The 18,977-nt window shown below is 38.8% G+C and carries 18 protein-coding genes and 1 tRNA gene; 11 read left to right on the top strand and 8 right to left on the bottom strand.

The window, feature by feature from the left end; translation table 11 throughout:
• Positions 1-96: 96 nt before the first annotated feature.
• On the bottom strand, positions 97-597 hold the full coding sequence (gene cas8a1, locus H6G18_RS17920; RefSeq protein ID WP_242040391.1) for a type I-MYXAN CRISPR-associated Cas8a1/Cmx1: 501 nt from the start codon (positions 595-597) through the stop codon (positions 97-99).
• Between the two features lie 2 nt (positions 598-599).
• Positions 600-1,262: a type I-MYXAN CRISPR-associated protein Cas6/Cmx6 gene (gene cas6, locus H6G18_RS17915; protein WP_190408453.1), complete on the bottom strand. Its 663-nt coding sequence runs from the start codon at positions 1,260-1,262 to the stop codon at positions 600-602.
• Positions 1,263-1,484: 222 nt separating this feature from the next.
• Here cas6 and H6G18_RS17910 point away from each other — a divergent pair, with 222 nt between their 5' ends.
• The gene (locus H6G18_RS17910) at positions 1,485-2,792 is read left to right on the top strand and encodes a TniQ family protein (RefSeq protein WP_190408452.1); all 1,308 of its coding nucleotides are present in this window, start codon (positions 1,485-1,487) and stop codon (positions 2,790-2,792) included.
• Between the two features lie 160 nt (positions 2,793-2,952).
• On the opposite strand, the gene H6G18_RS17905 is transcribed toward H6G18_RS17910, so the two are convergent.
• The 3 genes from H6G18_RS17905 to phnD all read right to left on the bottom strand — a co-directional run bounded on the left by H6G18_RS17905 (position 2,953) and on the right by phnD (position 5,842).
• Positions 2,953-3,026, bottom strand: a tRNA-Val gene (locus H6G18_RS17905).
• Between the two features lie 64 nt (positions 3,027-3,090).
• On the bottom strand, positions 3,091-4,935 hold the full coding sequence (locus tag H6G18_RS17900; RefSeq protein ID WP_190408451.1) for a sensor histidine kinase: 1,845 nt from the start codon (positions 4,933-4,935) through the stop codon (positions 3,091-3,093).
• A gap of 13 nt (positions 4,936-4,948) precedes the next feature.
• Positions 4,949-5,842 carry a phosphate/phosphite/phosphonate ABC transporter substrate-binding protein gene (gene phnD, locus H6G18_RS17895; protein ID WP_190408450.1) on the bottom strand — a complete coding sequence of 298 codons (894 nt, stop codon included), beginning with the start codon at positions 5,840-5,842 and terminating at the stop codon, positions 4,949-4,951.
• A gap of 537 nt (positions 5,843-6,379) precedes the next feature.
• Here phnD and H6G18_RS17890 point away from each other — a divergent pair.
• On the top strand, positions 6,380-7,129 hold the full coding sequence (locus H6G18_RS17890) for a DUF561 domain-containing protein (RefSeq protein WP_190408449.1): 750 nt from the start codon (positions 6,380-6,382) through the stop codon (positions 7,127-7,129).
• Positions 7,130-7,206: 77 nt separating this feature from the next.
• Here the strand turns inward: H6G18_RS17890 and H6G18_RS17885 are convergent, their stop codons facing one another.
• On the bottom strand, positions 7,207-8,355 hold the full coding sequence (locus H6G18_RS17885; RefSeq protein WP_190408448.1) for a DegT/DnrJ/EryC1/StrS family aminotransferase: 1,149 nt from the start codon (positions 8,353-8,355) through the stop codon (positions 7,207-7,209).
• Positions 8,356-8,614: 259 nt separating this feature from the next.
• Here H6G18_RS17885 and H6G18_RS17880 point away from each other — a divergent pair, with 259 nt between their 5' ends.
• From H6G18_RS17880 to H6G18_RS17845, 8 genes are all read left to right on the top strand, one after another.
• A complete protein-coding gene (locus H6G18_RS17880; protein ID WP_190408447.1) occupies positions 8,615-9,391 on the top strand; it encodes an ABC transporter permease in 777 nt (258 codons plus the stop codon).
• 400 nt (positions 9,392-9,791) lie between these two features.
• Complete coding sequence (locus H6G18_RS17875; protein ID WP_190408446.1) at positions 9,792-10,766, top strand: peptidoglycan DD-metalloendopeptidase family protein; 975 nt, start codon at positions 9,792-9,794, stop codon at positions 10,764-10,766.
• Between the two features lie 218 nt (positions 10,767-10,984).
• Positions 10,985-11,788, top strand: a complete 804-nt coding sequence (locus H6G18_RS17870) for a peptidoglycan-binding protein (RefSeq protein WP_190408445.1) — start codon at positions 10,985-10,987, stop codon at positions 11,786-11,788.
• A 172-nt stretch (positions 11,789-11,960) separates the two neighbouring features.
• The gene (rpmI, locus tag H6G18_RS17865) at positions 11,961-12,158 is read left to right on the top strand and encodes a 50S ribosomal protein L35 (RefSeq protein ID WP_190408444.1); all 198 of its coding nucleotides are present in this window, start codon (positions 11,961-11,963) and stop codon (positions 12,156-12,158) included.
• 28 nt (positions 12,159-12,186) lie between these two features.
• A complete protein-coding gene (gene rplT, locus H6G18_RS17860; protein WP_190408443.1) occupies positions 12,187-12,543 on the top strand; it encodes a 50S ribosomal protein L20 in 357 nt (118 codons plus the stop codon).
• A gap of 12 nt (positions 12,544-12,555) precedes the next feature.
• Positions 12,556-13,380: a transporter substrate-binding domain-containing protein gene (locus H6G18_RS17855; RefSeq protein ID WP_190408442.1), complete on the top strand. Its 825-nt coding sequence runs from the start codon at positions 12,556-12,558 to the stop codon at positions 13,378-13,380.
• Between the two features lie 86 nt (positions 13,381-13,466).
• Positions 13,467-13,991, top strand: coding sequence for a tetratricopeptide repeat protein (locus H6G18_RS17850; protein WP_190408441.1), 525 nt, complete (start codon positions 13,467-13,469; stop codon positions 13,989-13,991).
• A gap of 115 nt (positions 13,992-14,106) precedes the next feature.
• Positions 14,107-16,086: a primary-amine oxidase gene (locus H6G18_RS17845; RefSeq protein WP_190408440.1), complete on the top strand. Its 1,980-nt coding sequence runs from the start codon at positions 14,107-14,109 to the stop codon at positions 16,084-16,086.
• Between the two features lie 62 nt (positions 16,087-16,148).
• Here the strand turns inward: H6G18_RS17845 and mnmA are convergent, their stop codons facing one another.
• Positions 16,149-17,204, bottom strand: coding sequence for a tRNA 2-thiouridine(34) synthase MnmA (mnmA, locus tag H6G18_RS17840; RefSeq protein ID WP_190408439.1), 1,056 nt, complete (start codon positions 17,202-17,204; stop codon positions 16,149-16,151).
• Between the two features lie 479 nt (positions 17,205-17,683).
• On the opposite strand from mnmA, the gene H6G18_RS17835 reads away from it, so the two are divergent.
• Positions 17,684-18,409 (top strand): hypothetical protein, encoded by a 726-nt coding sequence (locus H6G18_RS17835; protein ID WP_242040389.1) that lies wholly within the window; start codon positions 17,684-17,686, stop codon positions 18,407-18,409.
• Positions 18,410-18,501: 92 nt separating this feature from the next.
• Here the strand turns inward: H6G18_RS17835 and H6G18_RS17830 are convergent, their stop codons facing one another.
• Positions 18,502-18,948: a hypothetical protein gene (locus H6G18_RS17830; RefSeq protein WP_190408437.1), complete on the bottom strand. Its 447-nt coding sequence runs from the start codon at positions 18,946-18,948 to the stop codon at positions 18,502-18,504.
• Positions 18,949-18,977 lie beyond the last annotated feature (29 nt).

Raw genomic sequence — 18,977 nt, 5'->3', positions numbered from 1 at the left:
GTTCTTCTTCGCTCTCTGCGATTTCAATCTTAAAAGTGCGGCTCATGGTTATTTTAATTTATCGAGTTTGTTTCCTCTATTATATGCACCTTCATATTAAACTGGTATGAGTTGTTCGGTATCTGTATCACATAACTTCTCTGCAAAGGTTTGATGTGCGTACCAAGTTAAGGATTTATATTGATACTCGACTTTCTTTTCTTCAACCGTTAGTTCAGTGTTAACTAGCTTTCCTGTTTGGTAAAATTTATTAAGACGTAAGAAAACGGCACACATTCCCTCATGAATGTAGATTTTCTGAGTTAAATCTATTGCATTATTGTCTAATCCTGCTAAATGAATTAAACCTGTATCATCTAGTTGAAAAGACTCCTTAATTAACCAAGATAGGGCGACGAAATCACTTCCTTGCCAGAATAATTCAATAGTATCAGCAGTCAAAAACCATGATATATGCCCTGCCCGTTGATGAGATGAGGGATATTGCTTTTCTAATCGCTTTAAAGTCATGTAAAGTCCCGTTATTCCCACGCGGTGCATTATTGTCGTATCCGCAGCATCGAGAGATAGGGAAATTTTGGGTTGGGTAGCAACCATGATTAGGTTTCCTCTTCTTCCTTGCTGCGAGTTGCTGGGACAAATATTCCACACATCATCTTTCGTTTCCCGCCAATTCCCTGTTCTTGCAAAGTTAAGGAATCTTCTGGGTTGAGTTCGCTGATTTTTACGCCAAATCCTCTAATTTCAAACTGTTTCCCTTCTTTATTGATGGTTAATTGTCTTTTTTGAGGTGTTCCATCTTGTCGGGTAAGAAGTTCAATTTTCCCTTGTATTCCTATATTATCCAGTTGGCGTTGAACAGCTTCAATAAAGTTAGTAGTGTCTTGAAACCCTTTAATTATCACTAATCTGGAATAGACACTTTCTGAAGAAATTAACGGTTTGTAGTCGGGAATATCTAGTTGATAAGAATTTTGACCTATATGAAAAGCTTGACCCGCTAAATAAGGATAAATTAAAGGAATTTGTTGATGATGAATCCGAATTTTTAGACGAGATTGAGCAGTGAGTTCAAGCAAATTGTTCCTTGTTGGTATTCCAGCAATTGGATGAATACCAATATTTTTTAGTTCATGTAGTGGAGGACAAGTACGGGATAAAGCAGCATAGGTAATATAACCGTTGTCAAGAGGAATCGGTGCGCCTCTAAGTTTAAAGGTTAGGTCTAGGTAATCTTCGCTGTTTATACTTGTAGCTATCACGGTTAAGAATTTTTAGAAAATTTGATACTAAAGTTTGAAAGAATTACCAATGATTTAACTATAATAATACATTGTAAATTAAGCCGAAAGCTCAGGTCATCAAAGTATAATCTTTATTAAAAAGTTTAGGTTATTTAACAAAAAATTATCTTCATGGACATTGACATAATCCCAATTCAACCCTACTTTGAGAATGAGCTATGGAGTCCAGAGAAATTTCCAATGCTTGAGCGAAGTCGTTTACATCATTTGGAACCGATTGGTATAGGGACTCCTATGGTTGAGAGTTTAACCAGCTATGTGACACGGTTAGCTCATTCTCATGGAGTTGTTGTCAATACATTACTATCAAGAATAGTTAATCCACTCTTACAGCAAACCTTTATTAAAAATTCTAATAGTAGAGGATTAAAACCATTTTTTAACCGTTCTCATGCCTTAAATGGATATGGGATAATGGCTACTGATTTTGTTGAGGTTCTTAATAAATTAACTTTGCACAATCAGCTAGAGTTTTTAACATTGATACCCTTCTCAAACATTTTAGTTACAAAAGGCTTATTACGTTCTCATAAAGCTTGGTGTCCAATATGTTACCAACACTGGAAACAAAATAAACAAATTATTTATGAGCCATTACTATGGTCACTCAATGATGTCAAGATTTGTTTAGTACATCAACATACTCTTGTGCAAAATTGCCCTCATTGTCATAGTCAATTACTTTGGTTAAACTGGAAATCCACGTTAGGCTATTGTTGCCAATGTTTTCAGTGGTTAGGAGGATATTCTAAAAATTCAGTAGTTACTCAGGAGAGATGGGTAGTCGAAAATTTGGGAGAATTTCTTACCAATGCAAATCAGTTATCTTCTGCACTTACTCAAGAGCTTATACCAAAATCTTTCACCCATGTAGTGCATAAAGTTAGTGAAGACAATATAGCTGCTTTTGCTGCAATGCACAAAATCCCTAAAAATACTTTCTGGGGTTGGTATTCAGGTAAAACTCGTCCCTCTTTATTTGCTTTACTGCAAATCTGTTATAGTCTTCAAATATCTTTATCTCAGTTCTTGACACAAGATTTCAATCTATCAACAACCCATTGTCAAAATCTCAAGTTTGACATGAAATATTCTAAGAATATGCGTTCATATCCCAAAATACTGGACTTGGATCATATTGAAAATACCTTGACCAGCATTTTATCTCAAGCAAGAGATCCATTACCAACCATTGCAGAGATAGCCAAACAGTTAAAAATTAATAGACGAGTTATTTCAAGACATTTTCCCTTATTATCCCATCAAATTGTCGTTAAACGTCGCAATTATATGGGTATGTGTCACTTAGCTGCTATTGAGCAGTGTTGTCAAGAAATTATAGAAGCTATTGTCTCACTTCATCAATCAGGAGAATATCCAACTGAGTCTCGTGTGTGTGAGCTGATTCGTAACCCCGGCTATTTTCGTTATAAGAAGGTTCGACTATTCTATAAGAAAACAGTTCAATCTATTTTAAGTAGCTTATGAACTTTCAGGACGAATAGAGATGGTTGATAATTCACATTGATCTTTTTCAAAGTTTTTCAGGCATGATTTTGCCGTTACTGTTTTCAAGCATAGCTTTGCCGTTGCGGCAAACTCAAACTTTAAATCACAAACAAATAATTAGTCACTGTACAACATTCAATGGACGTAACTGGATTCGAACCAGTGACCTCTACGATGTCAACGTAGCGCTCTAACCAACTGAGCTATACGTCCTTAACCACACGATTTATAATCTTAACATACATTCTGTATTAGAGCAAGGTTTTATTATACAAACTCATTCATGGCTAATGTTTGTACTGATAGGCAAAGTGATTAAAAACTCAGTACCTTGGCTCAGTTCTGAGAATAATTCTATTTTACCTTTGTGTTTTTCCATAATTTGGTAAGAAATGCTCAAACCTAAGCCTGTACCTTTGCCTACTGGTTTAGTTGTAAAAAAGGGATCAAATAACTTTTGTCGAATTTCCTTTGGAATTCCTGGGCCATTATCACAAATACTAACTTTAATATAATCTTGCTCTACTCTAGTAGATATAAAAAGACTTTTACTAGTTTGATTATTGCTGTGATCTAATAACGCATCGATGGCATTATTAATAATATTCATAAAGACTTGGTTAAGTTGGGCTGGATAGCATTCAATCATAGGTAAATGTCCATAGTTCTTAATTAATTCAATTCCTAGTTTAAGTCGGTGGTTCAAAATTAGTAGTGTATTGTCAATCCCTTCATGAATATCGACTTCTTTGATATCAGCTTCATCTAGTCGGGAGAAATTACGCAAAGATAAGACAATTTCCCGAATACGTTGAGCGCCTATTTTCATAGAAGACAGTAAATTGACTAAATCTTGACTAACAAAGTTAAAATCAATTTCTTCTATTGTTTCTGCAATAATATGGTGGGGTGTAGGATATTGTTGTTGATATAAATTTATGATGTGAAGTAAATCTTGAATATAATTGTCAGCACATTCAATATTTCCGTAAATGAAATTTACAGGGTTATTAATTTCGTGTGCGATACCTGCTACCATTTGACCAAGTGATGACATTTTTTCAGTTTGAATTAACTGTCCTTGAGTTTCTTGCAATTCCTGTAATGCTTTTTGCAATTCTTGAGTTCGTTCTTCTACTCGTATTTCTAAAGTGTGATGAGCTTGTTTCAGTTCTTGAGTTCGTTCTTCTACTCGTATTTCTAAAGTTTGACGAGATAGTTCTAATTCTTGAGTATAAACTTCTACCCAATTTACTAATTGATTTAAGGATTTAGCTAGTGTTCCTACTTCGTCATTACTAGTAACATTAGCTCTCAATTTAAAATTTGATTCTTGAGTAATTTTTCTAGCAACGTTAGTAACTGTTTGTAAAGGACGGGCAATTAACTTACTAGTTAATAATGCAACTACTATGGCGATCGCCGTAGATAACAATATACCAATACTAATAAGTTTTAAACGCAATTTTCGAGCGTTAATAAAATTATCTTTTGCTTTATTTTTTTGTATTTCTGCATGACTGATCATCAGAATTAATTCGTCTGAAAGCTTTTCAAAACTAATGTCAATATTGGTACTATCTTTCTGTTGTAGTAAAATTGCTAATTGATTTAATGGTAAATTAATAGACTCGATTTTATCCCAAAAAGATTTAATTTTATCACTGTATTGAATTACTATAGATTGATAACCATTTAACAACTTCTCATATTCTTGATAATTTAAGGCTAAATCATGAGGATGAGTCTTGACAAAACTATTGATTTCTGAAATTTGTTGATTAATTTGTTGAATATCTTCTAAAAATCTATTTTTTTCCAATTCTAGCCAAATAGAATCGTTTAAAATCGGAACTAATCTTTGAGGATGCAATCTTGCTTTGCTGACTGCATTTTCTAAATCTTTCAGAAGATATTGTTGTTCGTAAGATAAATTTAATTGTTTATAAGCATTTATCTCGTAGTAATATGCAATTAATGACCCACTGGCTGTACCTATTAAGGTAGTGCTAATGGCAATAGCATAACCATAACTAATTTTTCTGGCAATGCTCCAGTTATAGCTACAATAAATGAGCCGAGCAACAGTTTTTCTAAATTTACTTGGCTTAATACCTATCATTAATTCAATATTATTACTGTTTTAAAAAATTGTCTTGACCAATTTTCTGATAAACTTCACGAATCATATTGTAATCAGAATCTTTGGCTGGTATTAATTCTGAACCTCGATATTTTTGGTTTTCTTTAGCTGTCAACATACTGGAAATGAGTTTTTCTTGATGTTGAATCATGCGCGATCGCATATCAGTAATAAAGTCAGATGTCAATTGATTACTAGCAACAAAGATATCATGAGGAAGCAGAGAACTTTTGAAAATTACCTTAAAATCTTCTTCAGATAAACCTTGGCTTTCTATAACATTTTTATATCTGTCAGATGATACTGTCCAAGCATCTACTTTACCTTGTTTTAAAGCTGATGCTCCATCATCATCTAACATGACAATTTTTACATTAGTTGTTGGATCTAATCCAGCATCTAATAAAAGCTTTGTAGGTACAAGATGACCAGAGGTTGAACCGATTTTTCGCATAGCAACTGTTTTTCCTTTCAATTGTGCCAGTGAATCAATTTTATTATCTGCACTTACAACAAAGATGGAATGGTAATCTTTACGCTTAATAGCAATTATGGGGACGGCTTTTGCTCTAGCATTTAAGATTAGATATTCTGAAGGCCCGGCAAACACTATATCTACTTTCCCTGATAAAAGTGCTGGTACTGCTGCTGTGGGATTATCTACAGGATAAAGTTCTATTTTTATATTTAAAACTTCTTCTAATGTATTACAAAAGTATCCAAAGTCCCGTTTTAAATCCTCAATTCCAGCAACATCAGTAACTGCAAAACTTAGTTTTTTGGGTGATATTATTTTTGATTGTCCTCTAGTATTATCAGCATTTAATTTGGCATTACAACCAGCAATAAATAGTAATGAATATCTGATTAAATTACGCCGTTTCATATTATTAAATGAGAGAGTGTAAGTCAGCGCGTTGAATATATTTATTACTATAAACACAAGTTTAAGCAAACTTGCAACTTTTTTACTTCTGTAAAACTACGTAATTTATATTTTTTATATTAAGATTATATTAAATTTACTAGAAGCAAGGTTAAAGAAAGATTATCAAAAAATAATAAATCAAGATACTAATTGGAAACCAAGTTGATGAAACTAAATTCTTAATTCCTAAGAAGGATGTAAAAATACAGAAATATTAAAATTAAAGAAAGAGATTAATTACTTAATGAATAAAAATGGATTGCATTAGGAATATGGGCAATATTTTAAGTAGGAAAATATATTAATATAATTACACTAAATAACTCTGGAGCGATAAGCTCGCTACTCCAGAGGCTATGGTTTCCAACCGACCGGAGGTCATGGCAGATATTTCAGCTACAATAATCTTCTACTCTTTTTTTAGATGAATTAGTTCTGTCATCATCTGAGGGGCGGTAGAATAAACCTAATTTTCGTAGCTTCAACAGAATAATTATGGCAATGCCTTCTACACTACAACGAGCATTTACCAACCGCCGTGTACTGAAAGTAATTAGCGGTTTGAACAACTTTGACGCTGATCGCGTTGCAGCTATTGTTAAAGCTGCTGAACTTGGTGGTGCGACTTTTGTGGATATCGCTGCCGATCCTGCTTTGGTTCAGCTAGCTAAAAAATTGATCAATTTACCAGTTTGTGTGTCAGCAGTAGAACCAGAGAAATTTGTCTCAGCAGTAGAAGCTGGTGCAGATTTGATTGAAATCGGTAATTTTGATGCTTTTTACGCTCAAGGACGCAGATTTGAAGCTGAGGAAGTATTGGCGCTGACTAAGCAAACTCGCGCTCTCTTACCAGAAATTACCTTATCTGTGACTGTTCCTCACATCCTAGAACTAGATCAACAGGTACACCTAGCAGAAGAACTAGTGAAAGCGGGAGCAGATATTATCCAAACCGAAGGTGGTACTAGCAGCCAGCCTACTCACTCTGGAAGCCTGGGATTGATTGAAAAAGCTGCTCCCACCTTGGCAGCAGCTTATGAAATTTCTCGTGCGGTGTCAGTACCAGTATTGTGTGCTTCCGGTATTTCTAACGTTACCGCACCACTGGCGATCGCCAGTGGTGCTTGTGGTGTTGGCGTCGGTTCTGCCATCAACCAACTCAATAGTGAAGTAGCCATGATTGCTGCTGTGCGCGGCTTAGTGGAAGCTTTGACAGCTACTACAAGAGTGCTAAGTGCTGAGTAGGGAGTGCTGAGTGCTGAGTGGGGAATAGTGAAAAGATTTCCTATTCCCCATTCCTAATTACGAATTACTCACTCTCTTTACACAAGAATATCCTTCAACGCATAAATCACCTGATCTTGCTGTTGGGTTGTCAGTTCAGGAAACATGGGTAAGGATAAAACCTCATTGCAAGCTTGTTCTGCAACTGGTAATTGTCCTGGCTGATAACCGAGATATTGATAAACTGGTTGCAAATGTAAAGGGTAGGGATAGTAAACCATCGAACCTACTTTCTTTTCTTGCAAGCCACTACGTACAGCCTCCCGGTGTGTAGCGCTAGCGCCATTCCGTCCTTCGGTGATAACGCGAATAGTGTATTGATTCCACACACTAATGCCACCTGCTAATTCTTGGGGGGGAATGATACCTGGAATCTGACTAAGGAATTTTTGGTAATAAGCGGCGATCGCTTGTCTTTGCTGATTCCAATGATCGAGATAACGTAGTTTAATCTGCAATATCACTGCTTGGATGGCATCTAAGCGGCTATTAACACCGATTTCCTCATATTGATAACGATGTTTCTGTCCATGTTCCTTGATGATCCGCACCTTAGCAGCAATTTCAGGATCATTAGTGGTAATTGCTCCCCCATCACCACAAGCACCTAGATTTTTCGTGGGGTAGAAGCTAAAACAGCCAATATGTCCGATACTACCAACCTTTTTGCTATCCCAACTCGCCCCTGTAGACTGAGCGCAGTCTTCAATTACTGCTACATTGTGAGCCTCGGCGATCGCCATTAGCACCGTCATATCCACAGGTTGTCCAAATAGATGCACCGGGATAATCGCTTTGGTTTTGGCTGTAATCGCCGCCGCTACTTGCTGTAAATCAAGGTTAAAGGTTGTCGCGTCTATATCAACAAACACTGGCTTTGCACCTACGGAACTGATAACTTCAGCTGTAGCGACGAAGGTGAAGGGTGTAGTGATTACTTCATCGCCTGCACCAATTCCTAAGGCGCGTAAAGCGAGAAATAGAGCATCTGTACCAGAATTACAAGCTACACAATCAGTCACGCCATGATAAGCAGCAAACTGTTGCTCAAAGCTTTCCACTGGGGGTCCGCCAATATAACGCCCAGAAGCCAGTAACTCTACAACTGCTGTACTGACTTCGGATTCTATGGAAGCATATTGCTGCTTGATATCAAAGGCTGGGATAGAACTTAGGCTTTGGATCATGAGTTTTCATTTTGTCTGAAGATACAAAGAATACACTCCGACTGTCAATTTTGACTGGGAAAATTTTCTTGAAAGAAATTTTAAAAGACTGTTGTTCTAGATACGCATTAAACAAGAATTATTACTGAAGTAATTTTATGGGTAAGACTTACAGCAGTGGTAAGTTATGAGTGCCTGTTCGACAACTGACATAGTGGTGGTCAGTTGTCATTTGTCAAAAGAGTTTTGGACTGTTGGCTAATTAGGGGGTAAAGAAGGGATGGAAAATTTGATTAGGTTAGATTTGGTGGATTTGGTGATGGCGGTGGGATTGATGGCGATCGCTATTGGTTTATCTGCCTGGGAAAGACTGGGACTAGAATTCAATTTAGCGATCGCCACTGGCAGAACCATCCTACAATTACTGGTTTTGGGGTATGTTTTAGATTTCATCTTTGCTTTAGACAATCCTTGGGCAGTTTTGGCGATTTTAGGGGTGATACTGACAATTACGGCGATTGTCGCACGAAATCGGATCAGCCAGAAAATTCCTTATGTCTTGCCTTTGGTATGGGGAGCAATTTGCATAAGTACTGCCCTGACAGTGTTTTACACCACCTTCTTAATCATTCAACCAGATAGATGGTACGAACCGCGTTATGTAATTCCCCTGACTGGGATAGTGTTGGGTAATGCGATGAATGCTGCGACGATCGCAGGCGAACGGCTGGTTAGTGCAATGAACACTTTTCCCACAGAAATAGAAACTCATTTGAGTTTAGGTGCAACTCCAGCCCAAGCAGTTAGTCAGTACCGCAAAGAAGCGATTAGAGCCGCCTTACTTCCTACCCTGAATCAAATGATGATTGTGGGTATGGTAGCCATACCAGGAATCACCACTGGACAGTTACTAGCTGGGGTTAACGCCCTTGACGCTGTATCTTATGAGATTTTGATTATTTTCATGGTTGCGATCGCCAATTTGCTAACAACAGTTGTTATCACCAAAGGATTGTGTCGGCAGTTTTTTAACTCTGCCGCACAGTTGGTGAGGTGAGGGATAAAAACTCCATCCCTTTTTGGGTAGATTTTTGTCAGTAGTCAGTAGCAAAAGATGTTTTAAAATTGCTACGCTATTTACCTTTTTTTAGTATAAAGAAATACTTTAGTAAATCTACAAAGAAGCTATGAAACCAGGGTCAAAAACATCTGACAACTGACACTCATTCGCGTAACCTCCTGTAGGGAAGCACAATCAATTATTTTTTGGCAATTCCTCAGCGTGATTTTTAGCTCTTTCTGCCTAATTTAATTTACCGTGACACTTTCAGAATAAGATGTCCGTCTATTTTATGTAAGACATCCATTAAAGTTATAAATTTGACCAAAATCTTTCCTGATAATCTCAGCACAATAATGAAATAGCGAATATCCATAAAGTATCTGACCAATTTTTTATGCTTTTAAAACTAGCCAAAAAAATTACTCTACTTAGCTGTTGTACTTATAGCTGCATTGGTTTAGCCTCTTTAAGTGCAGTACTCAGTACAAATACTAGTGCCTTGACTCAGGTTGTCGGAAATTCTTCAATTCAAAAAAAACCTATTGCAATTCCCATTCCCAGTCCTAGTCCTGTTACTAGTAGCAAATTGATTTGGCCGACACAAGGATATATTTCTCAAGGCTTTCGCCAATATCGACATGAGGGAATTGATATTGCAGGTGCATCAGGAACGCCAATTTTGGCGGCGGCGGGGGGGAAAGTGGTCAAAGCCGGATGGGATGAATGGGGACTAGGCAATGCTATTGAAATTAAACATCCCAACGGTAGCGCCACTGTCTATGGACATAATCGCCGTTTGTTAGTTAGCAAAGATCAACAGGTGAAACAAGGACAAATAATTGCTGAGATGGGATCTACAGGTAACAGTACCGCACCTCATTTACACTTTGAATATTATCCAAATGGGCGAGTAGCTGTTAATCCTACAAGTTTCTTTGCATCTTCAACAGCCAACAAAAATCCATCACAATCTGTTGCTAGTAATGCTGCCAAAGCTCCTCAAGCCACTACTCCCAACATCCCAGTAGCCAAACCCCTAGTAGAACAGGCAGTTTCACCTTCACAACAAATTCCAGTAGCTTTTGCACCCACTATCAATGAGACGAAATGCACTGGTTCCACACTTCTTGAAGGTGAGACCGCAAATGTGTTAGTGAGAGTCTGTGATGAAAATGGGCGGTTATTTTATATCGGTGAGTTAAAACAAAACCCAAACGAGCCAGTCAAAATACCAGCTTGGAGCATTGGACAAAACAGGTATCAAGCAGATAATGGCACTTTCTCTTACGTGGTTAGTCCGGAACAAGTGGAAATTTGGCGTAATGGTAGTCAGCTACGGACTGATAGCTTTTATACTTTTAATAAATAAAAAGCTTCAGACTGACTGTGAGTTTAAAAATGATAGTTTGCTGACTTTTAACTAAAATTTAATCAATAATCAAAATCGGATAACAATCATTTTTATAACTTTTTTTACTTTTTGCTGATACTAAAAAGGAAAACACTTTATGATTATTTAGGAGCCAAAAATAAACAAATCTAGTATTTATTGTCATCTTTTAACTTCTACACATAAGGTGTTTACCAATGGAATTTATTGCTTATTCCTCTATGGTCATTGCCAATAAAGAGGCAAATGGTCAAGCTGAATATCTCGAATATGAACTGCCCAAGTTTAATTTTAGTTGGGGTAAATTATTCAAATCTTCTGCTTGGTTGTCTGTAGCAGGCTTGATGGTATTATTTACAACACTGACCCAAGTTAATGCCGCCTTAGGAGCCTATGTCCGCACTAATGGTAGTTGTCTAAATGTGCGTACCTCTCCCAGCACCAACGCCAGAGTTATAGACTGTATCCCTAACGGGACTCAAATCAACACGATGGGGAGTGTCAATGGTTTTACTCGCCTGTCTAGAAACAGATACGTAGCTGCTAGATGGGTTAGTGGAACATCCGGTGGTCGTCCCATCAACCCTGGCCCTGGCGTTGGCGGTACTGTGACACTGAGCTTTGGTTCTCGCGGCCCAGCTGTTTCAGCCGTGCAAAGAGCGCTTGGTGTTCAACCTACAGGATATTATGGGGCGGTGACAGTTCGTCGTGTACGCCAGTTTCAGGCTAATAATGGTTTACGCACAGATGGTGTAGTTGGGCCACAAACTCGTAATGCTTTGTTTAGAGGCAGTCAACAACCGATTGGCGGCCCCGTAACACTAAGTTTTGGTTCTCGCGGTTCAGCAGTATCAGCAGTGCAGAGAGCGCTTGGTGTCGAACCCACCGGATATTATGGTGAGGTGACAGTCCGCCGAGTGCGCGAGTTTCAAGCTAATAATGGTTTACGTGTAGATGGTGTAGTTGGGCCACAAACTCGCAGCGCCATCTTTAGAAGCTAGTTAGTTGCAACAACCACCTCAAATTAATTCTGGAAACTTAATGATGGGTAATGGGTAATCAGCTCATTACCTTTTATTTATCAGAAAAGTGGCGGGATAAATTTGCCTAACTCTATAGCCAGAGTAACCTAATAGTATATAATGAGGGATTGTGTCGAATTAGAGCCAATCCATGCCTAAACTGAAAACACGCAAAGCCGCATCAAAGCGATTCCGCGCTACAGGTAGCGGCAAAATCGTGCGTCGCAAAGCGTTCAAAAACCACCTTTTAGAACACAAGACCACTGGCAAAAAGCGTAAATTGTCCAAGATGGCAATTGTCAACGAACGCGACGAAGAAAATGTACGTTTGATGTTGCCTTATTTGTAAATTTGTAGGTTTTTTAGGAATTTAAGATATGACTCGCGTAAAACGCGGTAACGTTGCTCGTAAACGCCGCAATAAAATTCTCAAACTAGCTAAAGGTTTTCGTGGTTCTCACTCCACTTTGTTTAGAACCGCCAACCAACAAGTAATGAAGGCACTCCGCAGTGCTTACCGCGATCGCAAAAAGAAAAAGCGCGATTTCCGCCGCCTGTGGATTACCCGCATCAATGCTGCCTCTAGACAACATGGATTGAGCTACAGTCAGCTAATTGGTAACTTGAAAAAAGCCAACATCCAACTCAACCGGAAAATGTTGGCACAACTAGCAGTCCTCGATCCTGCTAGCTTCAGCAAAGTGGCTGAGTTGGCAATTCAAGCTAAAGGTTAAGGGTGGTAACGGATGAATAACGGATGTAACAGATGGCAAATAATTAATCGGTTACATCTGGTATTATCCGCCACTATTATTTGCATTTTCTGCTTGGTGATTTTGGCAACAGGACTCGTTGCATCTGCCGCAGAACTGCCAGAAATTCAACGACGAGGCTATTTAACTGTAGCTGTTAAAGATAACTTGCCTTTATTGGGGTTCAAAGATGCTAACGGCAAGCTTCAAGGTTTAGAAATTGACTTAGCACAACGTTTAGCAACTGATTTATTGGGTAAAGCAGACGCTGTAAAGTTGCAACCTGTAAGTAATAGTGATCGCCTATCTGTAGTATTCAATCATCAAGTTGATATAGCGATCGCTAGGGTGACAGCAACCGAATCACGCTCACGCTTGGTAAGTTTCAGTGTTCCCTATTACATGGATGGCACTTATTTAGTTACTAAAGAGGCTGCTGTACAGCAACTGAGTGATTTAGCAAACCGGAAAATTGCCGTCCTCAATAATTCCAGCACCATTGCCGAAGTACGTTACTACATCCCCAACGCCCAGTTAGTGGGAATTAATTCTTACCAGGAAGGGCAAGCCGCATTAGAAAATAATACCATCGCCGCCTTTGCCGCCGATGGTAGCGTCTTGAGTAGTTGGGTACAACAAAACCCTCAATATCGCCTACTCCCAACAAAATTATCAACAGTACCCTTATCTGTAGTCATGCCCAAGGGATTGCAGTACGATGAACTTAGAAGAGAAGTTAACGAAGCGATCGCCCGTTACATCGCTCAAGGTTGGCTCAAAGAACGTATTAAATATTGGCAACTAGTCAATAGTCAATAGTCATTGGTTACTCACTCAGCACTCCCAACTCCCCAAAAGACTGATAATAGAGATTGAAGCAACTATAATAATTTGATTTGAAGGCAATGGACAACAGTCTAGCGGTTGTTTATCTCTCTGTTTTGGTGGGTTTACTAGCATTCGCAGTTGTGAGTGTGTTCCGCCAGCTGTTTAAAACTCGCAAGCGGGAAAGCTCTTTATCACGACTGCGTAACAAGTTGAGTAAAGACAAGGGTACAGCTCAAGAATATTATGAGTTAGCCTGTATTTATTCAGAAAAAAAAGTATACACACAGGCAATACCTTTGTTTCAAAAGGCTCTCAAAGCAGCAGAGGAAGAAGGAGAAGAAAATACTGCTCCTATTTACAATGGTTTGGGATATGCTTATTTTGCCCAAGAGCAATATGATTTAGCAATTCGTCAGTATAAGGAAGCGCTAAAGTTTAAACCGGATTATGTCGTGGCGCTGAACAATTTGGGTCATGCTTATGAGAGAAAAAAACTGAATGCTCAGGCTTTACAAATGTACGAAGAGGCACTCAAGTTTGCACCCAATAATGCTACAGCTAAACGTCGTGCTGAATCTTTACGGCGCTTAGTTACTGCGTAATACAACGAAATCCCCGACTTCTTCAAGAAGTTGGGGATTTGATTTAACTTTAATTCGGTTTTGGATCTGATTTTGGGAAATAAATAACTATAAATTTATTTCCAGATTTTCCAGAATGATTAAGCAGTTAAGGCTATTTTTTTTGTTAGCTATTACTATCATAGTCTGCTGTGCTATCTCACTTAGATTAATGGGAACAGTATTGGCTCAACAGCCAGTAATTTCTCATCCCCTAACAGCATTGACAGAAGCAGAAATTAAAACGGCTGTGGCTGTGATTAAAAAGGAAAAGCCTCTATCTGACATGGCATTTCCCTTGATTGCTTTGGCAGAACCGGATAAAACCGCAGTTGTGAATTTTACACCTGGTAAAATATTTGAGCGCAAAGCTTTTTTGGTAGTATATGAGCGATCGCAAAATAAAACCTATGAAGCTATTTTTGACTTAAAAAAGCAAAAACTAGCTTCCTGGCAAGAGATACTGAATGTGCAACCTGCAATTTTTAACTCAGAATATCAACTAGCAAGGCAGGTAGTTAAATCTGATACCCGATGGCAAGAAGCGATGCAAAAGCGGGGAATTACAGATTTTAACCAAGTTCAAATTAGTTGCTGGGCTGCGGGAATTTTGAGCGAGGAAGAAGCAGCAAGCGGTAGTCGTCTTTGTCGGACTTTATTATTTTATCAGGGCGATCGCTGGAATTATTACGGCAGTCCCATTGAAGGTGTATTAGCAACGGTTAATTTAAACAAAGGTACAGTTACTAATTTTATCGACCAGGGGATAGTTCCTATCTCCAAGGAAAATTGGAACTATGATTTAGAGTCTTTAGGTAAATTGCTTTCATCACCAAAACTCTTACAGATATTGCAACCCAATGGGAAGAGTTTCCAAATCAAGGATAATGAAATTAGCTGGCAAGGTTGGAAATTTCGTTATTTGATGCACCCGCGTGATGGTTTGGTACTGTATCAAGTAACTTACAACGACGGCGAAAACGTCAGACCCGTATTATACCGCGCCAGCCTATCGGAGATGGTTGTGCCTTACGGTGATCCTGATCCCACTTGGTCGTTTAGAAATGCTTTTGATGTAGGTGAATATAACCTGGGTTTACTGGCAAGCACAATGGAGTTAGGCAAGGAAATCCCTAACAATGGGGTTTTACTTGATGCCGTGTTTGCCAACGAAGAGGGAGAACCCTATCTTATGCCTGGGGTTGTCGGTATTTACGAACGCGATAACGGCATACTTTGGAAACATTATGAGTATAATACTCAACGCAACGATGTGCGGCGCGATCGCCAATTAGTTATGACTATAACTGCCGCAGTTGATAATTATGATTACGCCATCAACTGGATTTTTCACCAAGATGGCACTTTAGAAGTAGAGAATGACTTAACAGGGATTGTCTTAGTCAAGGGAACAGAAGCACAAACCCAAGCTGAAGATAATTCCTATGGAAGGTTGTTAGCCAAAAACATTTTTGGTGTAAATCACCAGCACTTTTTTAACTACCGCCTAGATATGGATGTAGACGGACAAGCTAATACTGTCATGGAAATGAATGTGCAGAGTTTGCCAATGGATAAGAATAATCCTCTAGGAAATGCCATAACAGTTGAAGATACTCCTCTTAAAACCGAAAAAGCTGCTGTGCGTGATTTGGATATGAAACACAGTCGGGAATGGATGATTGCTAGTGCAGATAAAAAGAATAGTTTAGGAGTTGCACCTGCATATATGCTGATGCCAGGAGGTAACACAGTCTTTTTCCCGGTGGAGGGTGGAAAAATTCGTCAGAAGGCAGAGTTTGCCACACACCATGTTTGGGTGACTAAATATAACCCAAGGGAATTATATGCAGGCGGTGATTATCCCAATCAAGCGCCAGCAGGACAGGGTTTACCTCAATACATTGCTGATGATGAATCTTTGACGGCTCAAGATATTGTTTTGTGGTACACAATGGGTATTACTCATGTGCCTAAACCGGAAGATTGGCCTGTAATGCCAGTTCATAAAATTGGGTTTAAGCTTTCTCCTAGAGGCTTTTTCAGCCGCAATCCGGCGATTAATTTAGCTGAATAGAATAAGAATCAATCGTTTTTGGGACATTGCTGAATCATGTCCCTTCATCAATTCTCAGCAGTTCAACTAAACTGTTCAATAATCCCACCACCTAATACTTTGTCGCCGTCATACCACACCGCCGCTTGTCCGGGTGTAATGCTAAACTGTGGTTCATCAAATACTAGGCGGACGCGGGAATTTTCCAGAGGAATTACTGTTACTGGTTCGGGGGAGGAACGATAGCGAATCTGCACGGCTGCGCGAATTGGGGTTGATGGTTCAGCAATGGAAACCCAGTTTACTTGGTTAATTGTACATTCTGGTTGAGTGGCTTTAGTGCGATCGCCTACCACTACCTTATTATTCAGCGCATCTAATTCAACTACATATAGTGGTTCAGCCGCCGCGATACCCAAGCCTTTACGTTGCCCAATTGTGTAATGATGAACACCATCATGTTGTCCCAAAATTTTGCCTGTGGTATCGACAATATCACCTTTTTTGGGAGTGATATATTTATCTAGAAAAGCTCGCATGGAACCGTTACTTTCCACTAAGCATAAGTCTTGGCTTTCTGGCTTATCGGCGGTTTTCAGCCCATGTTCGGCGGCGATGCGGCGAGTATCTGCTTTTTCCATTTCCCCTAGAGGAAACAGAGAAGCCGCAAGTAAATCTTGAGACAAATCATACAGGAAATATGACTGGTCTTTGTTGCGGTCAACAGCCCTTAATAATTGGTAACGTCCAGTTGCTTCATCGTAGCTAATACGGGCATAATGACCAGTAGCGATGCGATCGCATCCTAATTTTTCACGGGCATATTGTACCATTGGGCCGAACTTTACCGTTTTATTGCACTGAGAGCAAGGTAACGGTGTGATTCCAGCACTATAACCAGTCACTAAAAAATCGACAATATTAGATTGAAACACATCCCTCATATCTACAACTTCATGGGGAATGCCCAACTGTTCACAAATATAACCCGCGTCGATCATACCTTCAGAGCAACATTGACCCTTACCTTTCATTAGCCAAAGGGTCAAACCAATTACTTCATAGCCCTGATAATGGAGGATAGCGGCGGCTGTAGAACTGTCAACACCACCAGAAAGACCAACGACAACTTTGTTCATATTTCTAAATTTTGCGCGAGATACCGCTTTGCGGAATTCCAAATTTAAAAATCTACGCTATATAATAATTTTGGCTTGTTTATCTAATAGATTAGTTAGCACCGCACTGTAATCATGGCTATTCCTGAACGGTATTTAAACCAATTTATACAGTTTTACTTTCTACCCGTAGTTTTATAAATTTTTAACTGATCAATTGTAGCATATCTCTCTTCAAAGCCTTATTAGTAAAGCACTTCAGTACCAACAAAACCAACCAAAAACAAAGAATTAGCATAGAGAAGAAAGAATTTCCCCTATCTACAATATCTTTCATCGCTCACAGCAACTGCATATTTTTTCCATGTATCCATTGCCACCTGAGCATACTCCCTTTAAGCTATCACTATAAAGTGCTACTAATTAGTGCCTCAAGGCAATAGTCCATAAATCCTACTATGTCCATTCAGATAACGGGTAAATATATTGCATTGCCTATAATGCCCTTATTATTAGGCAGTTGGTTCACACTAGTTGCTGGTATTAGTCCAGCCCAAGGACAAATCAAAAATAGTGATAGGGTTTTGCTAACTCAAGCTGTATTTGAGAATTTACCGCCACCACCTAACGTCCCAACACAGGGAATAGAATTTAACCAATATCAATATCAACCGAATTATCAGCCTTCTCAACCAGTCCAATATCAATATCAACCTGGGCAAAACTTCCAACGATATTTTGTGTATGTAGAAAATACTGATTCCCAGACTCTGCAACGAGTCAGGCGCATTGAACCGGGTGCTTACATCCGCCAGTACAACGGTCGTTCTGTAATTCAGTCGGGAGTATTTAATCAGCAATCAAATGCCCAACTACGAGTTAGAGAATTAGAGTCATTGGGTATTTATGGTGTCAGAATTGCTGGTGGTGGACAAGAAATACCTAACTATCCGGGTGAAGTCCCTAACTATCCTGGTGGGGGCAATTTTGGTAGTGAACGTTCCAGGTATTATGTAACTATTCCCGCGAAACCAGAAGAGGTTTCTTCAATCGCCAACCGAATTAGGCTAACTGTGAGCAGATATGGTTTAGTAACGGAAAGAAGACAACCACTAGGGCCACACGTAGCCGTCGGGCCTTTTGTGCAACGGACGGAAGCAGAACAATGGAACAATTATCTGCGAAATATGGGATTTAGTAACGCTAGGGTTTACTACGGTAAGTAATTGGGTTCGTAGTGAGGACTTCAGTCCTAAAAGAACAACTAAAGTCCTTACTAATTATTTACATCTAGCTATTTACTAAAAATTCCTCATACCTAACCGTTGGAAAATAAGTCGGGAACATCAAGAATTTTCCACTGAATTAATGCAACAATTATTAAAGTATAGACCGTTGAAGATATAAGTCCAGATAATAATTCTTTTTTGAGATTACGCTCTTTAGGTTCTTTTTGAAAAATATCCTGAGAACCAAATTGCATCATGAGGATGCCGACTACGTTTGATATCCAATAACCGATGATAGAACCAGGCATCAACCAATTAGCCGAAAATAAACTACATACATAACCAAAACCATAGGCAATGGGCAGATTAAATACTAAATCATTCCACCAACATAAAGGAGATAACAGGTATCCCAATATTACAAAGAATCCGCCTCTAAATTTTTTAAAAATATCTGTGTTATCTTCTTGTAACTGCTGTTCGGTGTTTTCTGCTGCGCTGTTTAATTCTTGATTTACTTTTTGGGAGCTTTCCATGAAATTTATTGTTGCTACCAAGTTAGTCT

The organism is Anabaena subtropica FACHB-260 (genome assembly GCF_014697105.1).
Classification (GTDB): domain Bacteria; phylum Cyanobacteriota; class Cyanobacteriia; order Cyanobacteriales; family Nostocaceae; genus Trichormus; species Trichormus subtropicus.
The sequence above is the reverse complement of the archived record's forward strand: the minus strand, read 5'-3'. Positions and strand labels throughout refer to the sequence as shown.

Excerpts from the sequence above, each read along its gene's own strand:
- rplT (WP_190408443.1), top strand. The coding sequence starts at position 12,187 with ATGACTCGCGTAAAACGCGGTAACGTTGCTCGTAAACGCCGCAATAAA.
- H6G18_RS17880 (WP_190408447.1), top strand. The coding sequence starts at position 8,615 with ATGGAAAATTTGATTAGGTTAGATTTGGTGGATTTGGTGATGGCGGTG.
- H6G18_RS17870 (WP_190408445.1), top strand. The coding sequence starts at position 10,985 with ATGGAATTTATTGCTTATTCCTCTATGGTCATTGCCAATAAAGAGGCA.
- H6G18_RS17910 (WP_190408452.1), top strand. The coding sequence starts at position 1,485 with ATGCTTGAGCGAAGTCGTTTACATCATTTGGAACCGATTGGTATAGGG.
- H6G18_RS17835 (WP_242040389.1), top strand. The coding sequence starts at position 17,684 with ATGCCCTTATTATTAGGCAGTTGGTTCACACTAGTTGCTGGTATTAGT.
- phnD (WP_190408450.1), bottom strand. The coding sequence starts at position 5,842 with ATGAAACGGCGTAATTTAATCAGATATTCATTACTATTTATTGCTGGT.
- H6G18_RS17885 (WP_190408448.1), bottom strand. The coding sequence starts at position 8,355 with ATGATCCAAAGCCTAAGTTCTATCCCAGCCTTTGATATCAAGCAGCAA.
- H6G18_RS17850 (WP_190408441.1), top strand. The coding sequence starts at position 13,467 with ATGGACAACAGTCTAGCGGTTGTTTATCTCTCTGTTTTGGTGGGTTTA.
- rpmI (WP_190408444.1), top strand. The coding sequence starts at position 11,961 with ATGCCTAAACTGAAAACACGCAAAGCCGCATCAAAGCGATTCCGCGCT.
- cas8a1 (WP_242040391.1), bottom strand. The coding sequence starts at position 597 with ATGGTTGCTACCCAACCCAAAATTTCCCTATCTCTCGATGCTGCGGAT.
- H6G18_RS17855 (WP_190408442.1), top strand. The coding sequence starts at position 12,556 with ATGAATAACGGATGTAACAGATGGCAAATAATTAATCGGTTACATCTG.
- H6G18_RS17830 (WP_190408437.1), bottom strand. The coding sequence starts at position 18,948 with ATGGAAAGCTCCCAAAAAGTAAATCAAGAATTAAACAGCGCAGCAGAA.
- H6G18_RS17900 (WP_190408451.1), bottom strand. The coding sequence starts at position 4,935 with ATGATAGGTATTAAGCCAAGTAAATTTAGAAAAACTGTTGCTCGGCTC.
- H6G18_RS17845 (WP_190408440.1), top strand. The coding sequence starts at position 14,107 with ATGATTAAGCAGTTAAGGCTATTTTTTTTGTTAGCTATTACTATCATA.
- mnmA (WP_190408439.1), bottom strand. The coding sequence starts at position 17,204 with ATGAACAAAGTTGTCGTTGGTCTTTCTGGTGGTGTTGACAGTTCTACA.
- H6G18_RS17875 (WP_190408446.1), top strand. The coding sequence starts at position 9,792 with ATGCTTTTAAAACTAGCCAAAAAAATTACTCTACTTAGCTGTTGTACT.
- H6G18_RS17890 (WP_190408449.1), top strand. The coding sequence starts at position 6,380 with ATGGCAATGCCTTCTACACTACAACGAGCATTTACCAACCGCCGTGTA.